This window comes from Streptomyces sp. NBRC 110028, assembly GCF_001417735.1.
Taxonomy (GTDB): domain Bacteria; phylum Actinomycetota; class Actinomycetes; order Streptomycetales; family Streptomycetaceae; genus Streptomyces.
Map to the genome: position 1 here is coordinate 38,606 of NZ_BBUZ01000037.1, position 13,299 is coordinate 51,904.

Annotated in this window: 17 protein-coding genes; 7 read left to right on the forward strand and 10 right to left on the reverse strand. The window is 67.1% G+C overall.

The features are described from left to right. Positions 1 to 62 precede the first annotated feature (62 nt). Entirely contained in the window at positions 63 to 569 is a 507-nt protein-coding gene (locus ASC60_RS29530; RefSeq protein ID WP_055556257.1) for a hypothetical protein, read from the forward strand. Here the strand turns inward: ASC60_RS29530 and ASC60_RS29535 are convergent. Then, entirely contained in the window at positions 559 to 750 is a 192-nt protein-coding gene (locus ASC60_RS29535; RefSeq protein ID WP_055556260.1) for a DUF397 domain-containing protein, read from the reverse strand. The genes ASC60_RS29530 and ASC60_RS29535 overlap by 11 nt on opposite strands. Then, positions 734 to 1,558, reverse strand: a complete 825-nt coding sequence (locus tag ASC60_RS29540) for a helix-turn-helix transcriptional regulator (RefSeq protein ID WP_055556407.1) — start codon at positions 1,556 to 1,558, stop codon at positions 734 to 736. The genes ASC60_RS29535 and ASC60_RS29540 overlap by 17 nt, the downstream gene beginning before the upstream one ends. A gap of 73 nt (positions 1,559 to 1,631) precedes the next feature. Here ASC60_RS29540 and ASC60_RS29545 point away from each other — a divergent pair, with 73 nt between their 5' ends. From ASC60_RS29545 to ASC60_RS29555, 3 genes are all read left to right on the forward strand, one after another. After that, positions 1,632 to 2,036: an ATP-binding protein gene (locus tag ASC60_RS29545; RefSeq protein WP_055556262.1), complete on the forward strand. Its 405-nt coding sequence runs from the start codon at positions 1,632 to 1,634 to the stop codon at positions 2,034 to 2,036. Between the two features lie 65 nt (positions 2,037 to 2,101). Further along, complete coding sequence (locus tag ASC60_RS29550) at positions 2,102 to 3,451, forward strand: class II 3-deoxy-7-phosphoheptulonate synthase (RefSeq protein ID WP_055556264.1); 1,350 nt, start codon at positions 2,102 to 2,104, stop codon at positions 3,449 to 3,451. A 121-nt stretch (positions 3,452 to 3,572) separates the two neighbouring features. After that, the gene (locus ASC60_RS29555; protein ID WP_055556266.1) at positions 3,573 to 3,848 is read left to right on the forward strand and encodes a bacterioferritin-associated ferredoxin; all 276 of its coding nucleotides are present in this window, start codon (positions 3,573 to 3,575) and stop codon (positions 3,846 to 3,848) included. Between the two features lie 13 nt (positions 3,849 to 3,861). On the opposite strand, the gene bfr is transcribed toward ASC60_RS29555, so the two are convergent. Beyond that, positions 3,862 to 4,344: a bacterioferritin gene (gene bfr, locus ASC60_RS29560; protein ID WP_055556268.1), complete on the reverse strand. Its 483-nt coding sequence runs from the start codon at positions 4,342 to 4,344 to the stop codon at positions 3,862 to 3,864. A 158-nt stretch (positions 4,345 to 4,502) separates the two neighbouring features. On the opposite strand from bfr, the gene ASC60_RS29565 reads away from it, so the two are divergent. After that, positions 4,503 to 5,126, forward strand: coding sequence for a sulfite oxidase-like oxidoreductase (locus tag ASC60_RS29565; RefSeq protein ID WP_055556270.1), 624 nt, complete (start codon positions 4,503 to 4,505; stop codon positions 5,124 to 5,126). A 13-nt stretch (positions 5,127 to 5,139) separates the two neighbouring features. Here ASC60_RS29565 and ASC60_RS29570 read toward each other — a convergent pair whose 3' ends face one another. After that, positions 5,140 to 5,658 (reverse strand): phenolic acid decarboxylase, encoded by a 519-nt coding sequence (locus tag ASC60_RS29570; protein ID WP_055556271.1) that lies wholly within the window; start codon positions 5,656 to 5,658, stop codon positions 5,140 to 5,142. A gap of 99 nt (positions 5,659 to 5,757) precedes the next feature. Here ASC60_RS29570 and ASC60_RS29575 point away from each other — a divergent pair, with 99 nt between their 5' ends. Both ASC60_RS29575 and ASC60_RS29580 read left to right on the forward strand, forming a co-directional pair. Beyond that, positions 5,758 to 6,201, forward strand: coding sequence for a MarR family winged helix-turn-helix transcriptional regulator (locus ASC60_RS29575; protein ID WP_055556273.1), 444 nt, complete (start codon positions 5,758 to 5,760; stop codon positions 6,199 to 6,201). Positions 6,202 to 6,321: 120 nt separating this feature from the next. Beyond that, positions 6,322 to 7,560: an RNA-guided endonuclease TnpB family protein gene (locus ASC60_RS29580; RefSeq protein ID WP_055556409.1), complete on the forward strand. Its 1,239-nt coding sequence runs from the start codon at positions 6,322 to 6,324 to the stop codon at positions 7,558 to 7,560. On the opposite strand, the gene ASC60_RS29585 is transcribed toward ASC60_RS29580, so the two are convergent. From ASC60_RS29585 to ASC60_RS29610, 6 genes are all read right to left on the reverse strand, one after another. After that, positions 7,557 to 8,084 carry a DUF4396 domain-containing protein gene (locus tag ASC60_RS29585; protein WP_055556275.1) on the reverse strand — a complete coding sequence of 176 codons (528 nt, stop codon included), beginning with the start codon at positions 8,082 to 8,084 and terminating at the stop codon, positions 7,557 to 7,559. The two genes, ASC60_RS29580 and ASC60_RS29585, sit on opposite strands and share 4 nt — an antisense overlap. Positions 8,085 to 8,152: 68 nt before the next feature. Continuing rightward, on the reverse strand, positions 8,153 to 9,022 hold the full coding sequence (locus ASC60_RS29590) for a deoxyribonuclease IV (protein WP_055556277.1): 870 nt from the start codon (positions 9,020 to 9,022) through the stop codon (positions 8,153 to 8,155). A gap of 35 nt (positions 9,023 to 9,057) precedes the next feature. Next, entirely contained in the window at positions 9,058 to 9,600 is a 543-nt protein-coding gene (locus ASC60_RS29595) for a hypothetical protein (RefSeq protein WP_159043336.1), read from the reverse strand. Continuing rightward, a complete protein-coding gene (locus ASC60_RS29600) occupies positions 9,597 to 11,486 on the reverse strand; it encodes an alpha/beta hydrolase (protein WP_055556280.1) in 1,890 nt (629 codons plus the stop codon). The genes ASC60_RS29595 and ASC60_RS29600 overlap by 4 nt, the downstream gene beginning before the upstream one ends. Positions 11,487 to 11,495: 9 nt before the next feature. Next, positions 11,496 to 11,900 carry a hypothetical protein gene (locus ASC60_RS29605; RefSeq protein ID WP_055556282.1) on the reverse strand — a complete coding sequence of 135 codons (405 nt, stop codon included), beginning with the start codon at positions 11,898 to 11,900 and terminating at the stop codon, positions 11,496 to 11,498. 89 nt (positions 11,901 to 11,989) lie between these two features. Beyond that, entirely contained in the window at positions 11,990 to 13,210 is a 1,221-nt protein-coding gene (locus tag ASC60_RS29610; RefSeq protein ID WP_055556284.1) for a cytochrome P450, read from the reverse strand. Positions 13,211 to 13,299 lie beyond the last annotated feature (89 nt).

Below are 13,299 nucleotides of genomic sequence, written 5' to 3' on the forward strand. Positions count from 1 at the left end.
GTTGACGGACCGCGCAATTGCTCTGATGCGCGGCTTCACTTCGTGCACTACGGGGGAAAGTTTTGTCCACGTCCGCGCCGCCGCCCGGCGGCTACAGCCCCTACCCGCCGCAGCAGGGCCAGCCCCAGTACGGTCAGCAGCCGTACGGCCAGCCGCAGTACGGCCAGCCCTACCCGGGCGCGCCCGCTCCGCCGCCTCCGCCCCGGCGGCCCAGCTTCTTCAGCCGGTTCAACCTCAAGACCAAGATCCAGATGATCACCGGTGTCGTGGTCGTGATCTTCTGCGGTGTCTGGTACGGGGTGCTGGGCCACGACACCCCCGACACCGGTCCGGCCAACACGGACAGCACGAGCGCGTCCGCCGCCGACGTCGGTGACTGCCTGCAGAACAAGGGCTCCGAGAGCGACCCGGACCTCACGATCGTGGACTGCGGTGGCGCCGCCGCCGACTACAAGGTGAAGCAGCGTGAGGTGATGGATTACACCTGCGATCCGCAGTACGCCACGTACCAGTTGACCCGCAACGGCAGGCCGCAGTTCACGCTGTGCATGGAGCACATCAGCAAGTAAGGGTGCCGTTCGCTGTCGCGGTGACGAAGTCGCCGAAGGCGGCGGGGGAGAGGAGCAGGACGGGGCCGTCGGGGTGCTTGGAGTCGCGGACGGCGACGCGGCCGGGTATCTCGGCGACCTCCACGCAATTGCCTTGGTCACTGCTGTGGCTGGACTTACGCCACTCAGGGCTGCGATCCATAGCGTTCCTCCATTACGTGAGCGATCAGATCGGCCGAGTCCTGGATGGACAGAGCGGCGGCCTGAAGGTGAGCGTAACGGAGCGTGCGGGCGGTGACGTCCTGCGGATTTGCGGTCAAGTAACCGGCCTCGTAGTCCTCGTTGAAGGCGAGATCCGGTCCCTTCTCGAAGCGGAACAACGTGAACGCGCCCTGGAAGCCGACGTGCGCTCCGGCCGAGTAGGGCAGCACCTGGATGTTCACCCAGTCCTGGTCGCGGAAGGTCAACAGGTGGGCCAGTTGGTTCCACATCACTTCTGGGCCGCCGACCGCTTGGTGCAGTGCTGCCTCGCCTAGAATCACCCACGTCAGCAGCGGGTTCTCGCGCAGCAGGACACGCTGTCGGTCCATTCGGTGCGCCAGCCGGTAGTCAAGGCTGTCCTTGTCGAGCACGCCGATCACCGCTCGTGCGTAGTCCGGGGTCTGTAGCAGGCCGTTCACCACGTTCGGCTCGAAGAAGTACGCCTGGGCTGCCTCGGCTTCCAGGTCCGCGTACTGCTGGTCCTGCAGAGGTACCCGAAAGCACAACGCCATCTCCAGCAGCCGCAACAACGCCCCACCGGTGCCCAACACCTCGTCCAGCTGCATCGTGAACCGCCGGGTAGGGATCTTCCTGGCGGTCTCGTACTGACCGATGAGCGAGCCCGTGCAGTACACCTTCGCGCCCAACTGATCCTGCGTAAGCCCGGCGGCCTCCCGGTACCGGCGTAACTCCGCGCCGAGGTGATGCATCGGAGACGTAGTCGGGTCCAGCTTTCGGATGTTCGGCATGACGGCCCCCAACAACCAGCACGTTGTGTTCGTGAGGTAGCCCACGGTAATCGTCCGAATCCATCCTTGTGGCGTGAACGAAGACATTGCTTACCCACCGCCCCACTACCACCTGACCTTCACCGCGCTGTCCGCGCACGCGGCCTGCCACATCCGCCGTATCGTCCGTACGTACCTCGCCATGTGGGACATGCCGCACCTGGCCGAGCCCGCCGGGCTCGCCGTGACCGAACTCCTCGCCAACGTGATCAAGCACGTACCGGACCGGAGCTGCACCGTGGCGCTGCTGGCGCAGGAGGGGAAGCTGCGGGTCGAGGTGGGGGACGGCTCGGCCGCCGTACCCGCGAAGCGCGCCGCCGGGCCGTGGGACGAGAACGGGCGGGGGCTGGCGATGGTGGAGCTGGTCACGGACGCGTGGGGCGTGGAGCGAACCCCGGGGGCGCCGGGGAAGACGGTGTGGTTCGAGATCAAAGCGTGAGGCGGGGCGTCTCACACCGTGGGCGGCGGGCTGGACGCGAATGAAGACCCCGTACCCTTGTCCGGGTGACCGTGAACGCTGAATCCCACGCCGGTGGCCACACCTGGCAGTCCCTTCCCGCGGCGCAGCAGCCTGACTGGCCGGACCAAGCGGCTCTGCGCGATGTGATCGCTGAGCTCGAGGCCTATCCGCCGCTCGTCTTCGCGGGCGAGTGCGACCAGCTGCGGCACCGTCTGGGGGCCGTGGCCCGGGGCGAGGCGTTTCTGCTGCAGGGCGGTGACTGTGCCGAGGCCTTCGACGGTGTGAGCGCCGACCACATCCGTAACAAGCTGAAGACGCTCCTGCAGATGGGCGCCGTGCTGACCTACGCCGGGTCCGTCCCGGTGGTGAAGGTCGGCCGGATCGCCGGCCAGTACAGCAAGCCGCGCTCGAAGCCGACCGAGACCCGCGACGGGGTGACCCTGCCCACGTACCGCGGGGACTCGGTCAACGGCTTCGAGTTCACGGAGGCGGCGCGGATCCCGGATCCGCAGCGGCTGAAGCGGATGTACCAGGCGTCGGCCTCGACGCTGAACCTGGTCCGCGCCTTCACCACCGGTGGCTACGCCGATCTGCGGCAGGTGCACGCCTGGAACCAGGACTTCGTGAAGTCGTCCCCCTCGGGGCAGCGCTACGAGGCGCTGGCGCGCGAGATCGACCGGGCGCTGAACTTCATGAACGCCTGCGGGGTGGACCCGGAGGAGTTCAAGACCGTCGAGTTCTTCTCGTCGCACGAGGCGCTGATCCTGGACTACGAGTCGGCGATGACCCGCACCGACTCGCGGACCGGCGACCTGTACGACGTGTCCGGCCACATGGTGTGGATCGGTGAGCGCACCCGGCAGCTGGACGGGGCGCACGTCGAATTCGCGTCGAAGATCCGTAACCCGGTGGGTGTGAAGCTCGGCCCGACGACCACGCCCGAAGAGGCGCTGACGCTGATCGAGAAGATCGACCCGGACCGGGAGCCGGGCCGCCTCACCTTCATCACGCGGATGGGCGCGGACAAGGTCCGCGACAAGCTGCCGCACCTGGTGGAGAAGGTCACCGCGTCCGGTGCGCAGGTGGCGTGGATCTGCGACCCGATGCACGGCAACACCTTCGAGGCCGCGTCGGGCCACAAGACGCGCCGCTTCGACGACGTGCTGGACGAGGTCAAGGGCTTCTTCGAGGTCCACAAGGAGCTGGGCACCCACCCGGGTGGCATCCATGTGGAGCTGACCGGTGACGATGTCACCGAGTGCGTGGGCGGCGGCGACGAGATCTTCGTCGACGATCTGCACCAGCGCTACGAGACGGCCTGCGACCCGCGGCTGAACCGCAGCCAGTCGCTGGACCTGGCGTTCCTGGTCGCGGAGATGTACCGGGACCAGTAGAGATCATTCGTATGCCGGTGGGGCGCGGATCACATCGATCCGCGCCCCGCGGCGTTGTAAGGCTCCGGCGGGACAGGTAAGGTAAGGGTTACCTTATTGATCAACGCTGGAGAGTCTGCCCGTGTACGTCTGCTCATGCTTCGGCATCACCGAGAAGCAGGTGCGCGAGCACGCCGCCACGGGCGCGTGCACCCCGCGCCAGATCGCCGGTGCCTGCAAGGCGGGCACGGACTGCGGTTCCTGCGTACGCAAGATCCAGGCGCTGCTGGGCCGGGGCGCGTGCCCGCGCCGTGACGCTCCGCTCGAACCCGTCACGCTGCCTGCTGCCGCCGCCGTGGCGGTCGAGGCCGCCGCGACGGTCGAGGCCGCCGCGACGGTCGAGGCCGAAGCCGCCTAGCCGCCCAGCCGCGTCAGCTGCCGCTCGGCTGCTCGATCTGCTGGGCGATGTAGAGCGGCTCGCCCAGCTTCTCGATCAGTTCGAGCTGGGTGTCGAGGTAGTCGATGTGCTCCTCCTCGTCGGCGAGGATGCTTTCGAAGATGTTGGCCGAGGTGATGTCGCTCTTGGACCGCATCAGCTCGATGCCGCGCTTGAGCCGGTCGATGGCCTCGACCTCCACCTGGCGGTCGGCCTCGAACATCTCGGTGACCGTCTGGCCCACCCGGACGTGGAAGAGCCGCTGATAATTGGGGAGACCATCCAGGAGGAGGATGCGGTCGGTGAGCATCTCCGCGTGCTTCATCTCATCGAACGACTCCGACCGGGTGTATGCGGCCAGTCGTGTCCAGCCATTGTTGTCCTGCATCTTCGAATGCAGGAAATACTGATTGATGGCCGTCAGCTCGCCGGTCAGCTGCTCGTTGAGGAATTCCAGAACCTCGGGGTCGCCCTGCATCGAAGGGGCTCCTTCCCATCAGAAGGGGGAATGCCAGGTTCCGGCATCGTTACATCGTCGCAGCTGGGGCGTCCAGCAAGGGCACGCTTAGTGCGAGTTGCCCCGGCGCCGCATGCCCTGGTCCCGACCACCCCCGGCGGTCTGAGAGCATGGAGTCCATGGGTCAGCCGGAGCACCGTGAGGGAGAGCTCGCGCAGCTGCCTCCGGGTCAGCGACTGCAGCGCGGGTGGCCGGTTACGCACTATGGACCGGTCCCGAAATTCCGGCCGGACCGCTGGGAGTTCCGGGTCTTCGGCGCGACGGCGGACGGGGAGAAGCACCGCTGGACGCATGAGGAGTTCTCCGCCCTGCCCTACTCGACGGTCGTCGCCGATCTGCACTGTGTCACCAAGTTCTCCATGCTGGGCGCGGAATGGGGCGGCGTCGCGGTGAGCGAGATCATCAAGCTCGCGCCGCCGGCGCCCGGCGTCACGCACGTCATGGTGTGGGCGGAGTACGGCTTCAGCTCGAACCTGCGGCTGTCGGACTTCAAGGCCGAGGCGACCATGTTCGCCACCCACAAGGACGGCGAGCTGCTGACCGCCGAGCACGGCTTCCCGCTGCGGCTGATCGTCCCGCACCTCTACGCGTGGAAGGGCCCGAAGTGGGTCCGCGGTGTCGAGTACATGACCGCCGACCGGCGGGGCTTCTGGGAAGAGCGCGGCTACCACAACATCGGCGACCCCTGGCGCGAGCAGCGCTACACGTACCAGGAGGAGCCGGGCGACGGGCCCGAGCTGTAGGGCGCCGCCCCGTTCAGTTGGTGCGGCTGGACCAGCCCTCGGGGAGGGCGCCGGGTGCCGTCGCGATGACCGATTCGTCGTCCGCGCCGACGTGCTCGAAGAGGGTGATCCTGGCGAACTCGGGGACGACGTACACCGGGTACGTCGGGCCCTGGTCGCGGTAGGCGCGCATCGCGTCGAGGTGGTCGTTCTGGTAGCAGACGGTCCGCTCGCCGTGCTCCTCGACCCAGTGCGGGAAGAAGATCACGCCGTGCAGACGGCGCTTGCGCGGCATCACGTTCACCGAGACGGAGGTGCCGGTGGGCTCGTTCCAGGAGACCTTGAAGCTGTCGTCGTCCAGCTGGACCAGATCCACGTGCTGGTCCTTGACCCAGCGGCCGCCGACCATGCCGGAGTGGATGCGGTAGTCGATGGTGTGGTCGTTCTTCACGTACATCTCGTACTGCCAGCCGTTGGCGTAGGTGTAGATGAAGCGGTGTCCGACGATCCCGGAGAGGTCCTGCGGGGGGACGGGGTTGGCGACGGTGGTCATGGTCTGTACTGCCTCCTCGGGGTGGGATCCAGGGTCGCCCTCCATTTTGCAACAAAACTGTTTTGTTGCAAAACCAATGGCCCCGGCAGAATGGGGTCCATGGACACCGCGACCGAGTTCGGCCGACTTCTCGGCCCCCTGCGCAGGGCCGTCCTGCGCACCCGCCACACCGCAGGGCTCCCCGAACTGCCGGAGGCCCAGATCGAGCTGTTGCGGGTGCTCGCCGCGGGGGACGCGACCCCGCGCGAGGTGGCGTCCCGCCTGCGCGTCGCGCCGTCCACCGTGAGCAATCTGGTCCGTACGATGACCGCCGCCGGCCTGGTCGAGCGCATCCCCTCCACCGTCGACCTGCGCACCGTCCGGCTGACCGCCTCACCCAAGGCGCTGGACATGCTCGACGCCTACGACCGCACCAGCACCGCCGCCCTGCGCCGGGCCCTGGACGGCCTCGACCCGGCGGGCCGTGAGGCGCTGGAGCGGGCGCTGCCCGTGCTGGACGACCTGCTCGTCGCCCTGGAGGCGGAGGCGCCGGGGGAGAGGTGACCGGGCCGGTCGTAACCGGCGGAGCCGGTGCTGCGTCCCTGTGGTAGCGGATTCACTCGGTCGAGTGATGTGCGGTGAACATGCGGCGGGTAGTCGTACGTCTATGTAGGTTTGCTGATCGTGAAGCTGGTAATGCAGGTCAGGCTGCTGCCGACGTCCGAGCAGGCGGTGGCGCTGGAGGCGACCCTGCGCGCCTGCAACGAAGCGGCCACCTGGGCCAGCGGCGTGGCGTTCGAGAAGAATGTGAAGAACAATTTCGCGCTGCGCGAGCACACCTATCATCAGATCAAGGCTCGCTGGGGACTGGGGGCGCAGGCCGCCCAGCGCGTCATCAAGAAGGCCTGCGACGCCTACGCCACGCTGAAGTCCGCCCTGAAGGCCGGGAACCTGGGCAGACCGGGTTCCAAGCGGTACCGCAGGGCGGTGGAGAAGCCCGTCGCCTTCCGCCCGCAGGGTGCGCAGCCCTACGACGACCGGATGCTGTCCTGGCAGATCGACCAGCGCCGCATCTCGATCTGGACCACCGCAGGGCGGATGAGGGACGTGGCATTCACCGCCGCGCCGGAGCAACTTGCCACCCTGGCACTCCACCGCAAGGGCGAGTCCGACCTCGTGTGTCGGGATGGCATGTGGTTCCTCAATGCCACCTGTGACGTGCCCGATGCCGCGCCGAACAACGAGCCGGTGGACTTCCTGGGCGTCGACCTGGGCATCATCAACATCGCCACCACCTCCGACGGCCAGATCATGGCCGGGCGGGAACTCAACCGCATCCGCGCCCGAGAACGCACGCTGCGCACCAAGCTGCAGAAGAAGAACACCCCCTCCGCCAGACGCCGCCTGAAGAAACGGCGGCGCAAAGAGGCACGGCGGGCGCGGGACATCAACCACAAGATCGCGAAACATGTGGTGGTCGAGGCGGAACGCACCGCTCGCGGAATCGCCCTGGAAGACCTGACGGGCATCCGCGAGCGGGTACGGCTTCGCAAGCCCCAACGGGCCACCCATTCAAGCTGGTCCTTCGCCCAGCTGGGGCAGTTCATCGCGTGCAAGGCCCGCAGGGCAGGGGTGCCGGTGGTGCATGTCGATCCGGCGTACACCTCCCGTACCTGCGCCGAGTGTGGGCACATTGACAAAGCGAACCGGGTCTCGCAGGCCCGGTTCGCGTGCCGGAGCTGCGGATTCGTTGATCACGCAGACCGGAACAGCTCCCGCAACATCCGCGCGAAAGCGTGGGTGTTGTGGCGACGCGGGGCGCACTCGACCGCCCCAGCCCCACTGCTCGAACCCGCGTGTGGGGCAGGACGCAAGCGCAGCACCACAGCCAGTGGCGCCCGTTGTGCAAGCCTGGGACTTTAGTCCCGGGTCGTCGAGTGGTATTGGTGCACCACCGCATGGCCCTTCCCCCGCCCGATCATCCACTTGTTGACCGGCGTGGTGATGGCGAAGGCGACCGCGAAGGACAGGGCCAGGCTCAGCCAGAACAGGGCGTCGGAGAGGGTCGCGTCCATCGCGCCCGGGAACAGCAGGATCGTTCCGTTGTCCGCCAGCTCCATCACGATGATCGATACGGTGTCCGCCGCCAGCGCGACCCGTAGCGCGCTCCGCGGGTCCAGCCCCGCGCGCAGGACGCCGCGCATCGTGAGGGAGTAGCCGAAGACGAAGGCCAGCACGATCGCCAGGATCATGGTCGGGACGTTGTGCCAGGCCAGTGCTGTGCCGATGGCCATGCCCAGGATCTCGCCGATGGCGCAGCCGGTGAGGCAGTGCAGGGTGGCCTGGGCGGCCATGGGCCAGCCGGCGGGTGCGGGGCCGTGGTGGTGGTCGTGGCCGGTTTCGCTGTGCGCGTGGTGCTCCACGTGATCCATGTCGGGTGCCCCCATGGGGTAGTAGCGATCCTTCGACGGAAGGAACGCTATACCCCTGGGGGGTATTCCTCAATGGTGTGCCGTCATCCGTCCCGCAGGGCCTTGAGCCGTGCGACGTCCGCCGCGTGCCCCTCGGTCCCGCCCGGGGTCTCGATCACCAGCGGCACCCCCTGCGTCGCCGGATGCGTGAACAGCTCCCGGAACGGCTCCTCGCCGATGTGCCCGGCGCCGATGTTCGCGTGCCGGTCCTTGTGCGCGCCGACTATGTCCTTGGAGTCGTTCGCGTGGATCAGCTTCAGCCGCCCCGCGCCGGTGACGTCCACCAGCTCGTCCAGCGTCTGCTTCATCCCGCCGGGGGCGGCCAGGTCGTGACCGGCGGCGAAGACATGGCAGGTGTCGAGGCAGACGCCCAGCTTCGGATGCCGGTCCAGCGCCTCGAAGTACGGGCCGAGATCCTCCACCAGCGCGCACAGCGACGTCCCCTGCCCCGCGGTCGGCTCCAGCAGCAGGGGCGGGTCGTCGTCATGCGTCAGCTCGTCCAGCAATGGCAGCACCCGCTCCCGCACCTGCGCCATCGCCGTCTCCCGCGCCCGCCCGCCGGTCGCCGAACCGGTGTGCACGACGACCCCGAGCGCCCCGATGTCCCGGCCGCGGCGGAGCGAATGCCGCAGCGAATCGACGGAGCGCTCGGCGGTGGCCTCGGTGTGCGAACCGAAGTTGATCAGGTACGGGGCGTGGATGTACACCGGCACCGCCCCCTCGGCGCACCCGGCGCGGAACGCCTCGTCCTGGGCCGGGGTGCCGGCCGGGGTGGCCCAGCCGCGCGGATTGGCGACGAAGACCTGCACGGCCTCGGCGCCGATGTCCCGCGCGTGCGGAAGGCCGGTGGTGGCGAGGCCACCGGCGACACGGATGTGGCCGCCGATGGGGTTGCGGCTGCGTTTCGTACTCACCCCTCCAGCATCCCAGCCCGCCCAGGGGGGGTCGGTCAGGAGGAGTGACCGGGGTCGCGGAAGCACCGGGAGTACACGGCGAACGAAATCATTGGTTCATGTCCGTCGAGCCCCTTCATCCACGTGGCTTCCATCTGGGTGTGCGTTTTGGTGTGAACAGCCAGAATCTCCCGGTTTCGATTCTTGCTCGAGTCGGGCCCGTCCTTCACGACTCGCCATCCCTGCTGCGGCAATTTGTCTGCGAGGTTGTTCATGCCCTTCTCGAGGGCCTTGTTGTCCACGTCGTAAATGGACCAGGGGTGTCGAACGCTGCGATACTTTTTCGTGTCGTCATCCCCTACCTGGCAGGAACTGGCCATGGGGGCGAGGTCGGTTACCTTTCCCTTGATTTTCAGCATTTCGAGCAGCCTGCTGGAGAGCGTGCCGACTTCCTCTTCCACTGCTCGACTTTTGCGAACCTGTGGCTCGTATTCCAGGCCGCTCGACTTCTCATTCATCGAGGAACACCCTACTGTCAGCATCAGGGCGCTCAGTAGCGCCAGACTTGCACAGACCTTACTTCCGCCAAGCAGCGTCACTCGTGAGCCTCCTGCTTCAGTTTGACGTCGCCGTACCTGCCCACAATGACGTTTGCTTGATTCTTCAGGCTGTCTGAGGCCTCATTGTCTTTGTAATCCCAGTATCCGCTGTGTCCCTCGGTGTCTGTCGTCATGATATTGGCGCCGAACTCCGAATCCGAGGGAACGATCCTGTCCTCGCCGAGCCCGGCCGACTTACCCCAGCCCGGTACGGTGTCGTCCGGGGAGGCCATCGCCCAGAAGTGCTGGGGGTCGATGCCCATGTCGCCGGGCGACTTCGCCTGCACGCCAGGGCTGGCCACCGTCATGACGTCATCCACCGGCAGGGGGTCGTGGGTCCGATCCCCATGATAAGGAGGATCGACCTTGGCGGCGTCGCCTATGACCGTGGTGCCGTAACTGTGGCCCATGAGTGTGCTGTGGCCCTTTTCTCCCGTGGCCGCCTCGTGTGCCGCCGCATTGCCGTCGAGGAACTGTCGGAGGCGGGGCGCCCCTTCGGCCGCGTATTTATCGGACATGGCTTCGGGGAGAACGTCGTGTTCAATCATAGGTTTCACTGAGCGTGGAGCGTTGTAGTCGAACCACGTGATCGTCGACACAGACTCATTGGCTGACCGGGAACTACTCTCACGCCACAACGTTTCACTCTTGTCCAGCTCGTCTTCGATATTTGTCTGGTCCGTCTTCGAGCCCGGTACATACGTTGCGGTGTGGTCGGCGGTGTCCGGATTACCGTTGGCGATGATGACCCTTCCGTCGGTATTCGCAAAGGGGTCGAATCCCAGGAGATACGCCTCGGGAAGGTTCTTCGTCCCCGTCCTCTCGAAGCGCTTCTCGATGTTGTCCATGCCGGCCAGCGCCTTGTCCAGCTGCTTGGCTCGATTCTCGTACTTGTGGTGCCAGGCGAGCCATTCGTCGGTGTACGCCTCGACGTTGGGGCCGAGAGACCTGAATTTCGTGGGCTCGGGCGGGATCGCGTCCCGCTCCGTCCGGTACTGGGCGCGTGCCTCGCTCAGCACGGTGCGGTTCGCCTCGTCACGTACCTCGGCGGGAAGCCCGTCCGTCTTGCCCAGGCCGGCCGGGTCCAGGGCGATCAGGGCTTCCTGCTGATCCTTGGACAGGCCCTTCCACCACCGGGCGGTCAACTGGGGATCGCCGTTCTTGGGCCGGTCCTTGATGGCGTCCAGATAGTCCTTCGCGCCGCTGCGGACGCCGCCGGTGTCCTTCTTGGTGTCGATCCAGTCGTCGTCGGAGACCGTCAGATCGTCATCGGCCCTCAGCGACCGCAGCTTCGGGGCCCACAACTCGTCGGCCTCCGCCGCCTCCTGGATCGCCTGGGCGATGCGGTCGGCGCACTCCAGGGCCCGGGCGTGGTTCGGGTTGGGATCGAGGTTGGCTGCCTGCCGGGCAATGGACCTGGCCGTATCCGACGAATCACCGGCGTCCGGGAGCGGCCCCTTCGACGAAGCCTTTGCGATGCCGGAGACCTTTCCGCCCTCCGGAGTCTTGCCGTCCTCTCCCTTCTCGCCCCCTGCCGGATAGCTCACCGAGCCATCCGCGTTCACCGTGAGCTTCTGCTCCTGCGCATCCGCCACAGCGGAGTCGAGCTTGTTCTTCGCTTCCCGGAAGTCGCTCGCCATGGCGTTCAGCGCCGTACTGACGAGACCGCACTCCACCTGGATGTAATGGAAGTTCTGCCCCAATTTCCGTAACTGAGTGAGGGCCGCCGAAGCGGCCTCGCCCTCAAGAGCCGCCTGCATTTTGCCGGCGATCCGCCGCTCAACCGTCTCCCTGGCGTGGTCGGCCATGTTGCTGACGGACTGGTAGCCATCGGCGGCGTCCTCGAACTCCGACGGCTTGAGGGACGTGAGAGTCGCGTAATCCACTGCTCCCCGTCACCTGCCCCGGCTCTCGCCGCCGACCGGCTTCGTGTCCTTGTACACGCCGTCCAGCCGATCGAACGTGTGCTTGGTGGCCTCGTCGTTCTTGCGGTGTTCCTCCCCGGCCTTCTCAAGCCGGTCCTGGAGGGTGCCGCATTTGCCGCTCACGCCCTTCAGGTAGCGCGACCAGGAGTGGTACAGCTCCCGCTGGGCCGCCCCGCTCTTGGTGCCGCCCCCGGTCTTGCCGCCCGCGCCGAGGCCCGTCTGTTTCTCCTCCAACTTCGTGAGCGCGGTCCTGATGTTCCCCCGGAGTTTGCCGACATCCCTGCCCGCCGTGGTCCACGCGGACTTGCTGGACTTCAGCTTTCCCGAGCCGCCCTGTCCCCAGGTGGGCATGCCGTCGGCGCTTGCAAGGTTCATGCGCTCCCCCTCTGTCGCGACTCGCGACTCACCGTGATCGAGGGCTCAGTGTAGGGAACCGGGCGGGACGCCTCCATGAGTGTGCGTACTCAGGCGCCGGTCCAGGTGACCGGGAGGGCGTGGACGCCGTAGACGTTCATGTCGGTCCTGAGCCTCACCTCGTCCGCGGGGATGGCGAGCCGGAGGGTCGGGAAGCGGCGCAGCAGCCCGTCGAAACCGGCGCGCATCTCGATGCGGGCCAGTTGCTGCCCGAGGCATTGGTGGACGCCGTGGCCGAAGGACAGGTGGCCGCGGGCCTTGCGGTGGATGTCCAGGGTGTCGGGGTTGTCGAAGCGCTGGGGGTCGCGGTTGGCGGCCAGCAGCGAGACAACGACGGTCGATCCCTTACGGATTGTTTCCCCGCCGAGTTCGATGTCCTCCGTGGCGTAGCGATAGAAGATGTCGGCAACGGACAGGTAGCGCAGGAGTTCCTCGACGGCGTCGGGGAGCAGATCCGGGGCGGCGCGCAGTTCCGCCAGCTGCTCGGGGTGCTCCAGGAGCGCGAAGGTGCCAAGACCCAGCATGTTGGCGGTGGTCTCGTGGCCCGCGAGCAGCAGCAGGAAGGCGACCCCGGCCAGCTCCTCGATGGTCAGGTCGTCATCCCGGGCCAGGTCGGACAGCAGGTCCTCGCTGGGTTCGGCGCGCTTGCGCGTGACCAGTTCGGACAGGTACGCGGTCATCGCGCCGAACGCGGCCATCTTCTTCTCGAGCGTCTGGTCCTTGACCATGATCTTGGCGGAGTTGACCTGGAAGGTGTCGCGGTCCGCGTAGGGGACACCGAGCATTTCGCAGATCACCAGCGAGGGCACCGGCAGCGCGAACTCCTTGACCAGGTCGACCGGTGGGGTCAGGCGCGCCAGCTCGTCCAGTTGCCGCTCGGTGATCTCGATGATGTGCTCTTCGAGCATTTTCATGCGTTTGACGGTGAAGGCGCCGGTGAGCTTGCGCCGCAGCCGGGTGTGGTCCGGCGGGTCCATGGAGATGAACAGGCCCGGCGACTGCGGGACGGGCTCGGTGGGGACGGGCATGCCGGAGATCTCGTACGGCACGTGGGGGATGCCGATGTCCCGGCGGGAGCTGAACCGGGTGTCGGCCATGAGCCGGCGGACCGCGTCGTAGCCGGTGACGAGCCAGCCCTCATGTCCGTCGGGGAAGATCATGGGACTGACGGGGCGAGCCTCGCGCAGCCGGGTGATCCGGCGGGGCGGGGCGAAGGGGCCCGCGTCGCGCTCCAGGGGGAGGCCCTGCGGGATGGGAACCGTTCGGCTCATCGGAATCCTTCCGTGGCGGTCGTTGTGGCCACATTCCCCGACGGGCCTGACAAACGACTGACACGGCTCTGATATCGGCCACGGCGTGG

Bases quoted from the DNA above. Each gene is read 5' to 3' on its own strand.
- ASC60_RS29535 (WP_055556260.1), bottom strand. From the start codon at position 750: ATGGATCGCAGCCCTGAGTGGCGTAAGTCCAGCCACAGCAGTGACCAA.
- ASC60_RS29540 (WP_055556407.1), bottom strand. From the start codon at position 1,558: ATGCCGAACATCCGAAAGCTGGACCCGACTACGTCTCCGATGCATCAC.
- bfr (WP_055556268.1), bottom strand. From the start codon at position 4,344: ATGCAGGGCGACCCCGAGGTTCTGGAATTCCTCAACGAGCAGCTGACC.
- ASC60_RS29565 (WP_055556270.1), top strand. From the start codon at position 4,503: ATGGGTCAGCCGGAGCACCGTGAGGGAGAGCTCGCGCAGCTGCCTCCG.
- ASC60_RS29570 (WP_055556271.1), bottom strand. From the start codon at position 5,658: ATGACCACCGTCGCCAACCCCGTCCCCCCGCAGGACCTCTCCGGGATC.
- ASC60_RS29575 (WP_055556273.1), top strand. From the start codon at position 5,758: ATGGACACCGCGACCGAGTTCGGCCGACTTCTCGGCCCCCTGCGCAGG.
- ASC60_RS29585 (WP_055556275.1), bottom strand. From the start codon at position 8,084: ATGGGGGCACCCGACATGGATCACGTGGAGCACCACGCGCACAGCGAA.
- ASC60_RS29605 (WP_055556282.1), bottom strand. From the start codon at position 11,900: ATGAACCTTGCAAGCGCCGACGGCATGCCCACCTGGGGACAGGGCGGC.
- ASC60_RS29610 (WP_055556284.1), bottom strand. From the start codon at position 13,210: ATGAGCCGAACGGTTCCCATCCCGCAGGGCCTCCCCCTGGAGCGCGAC.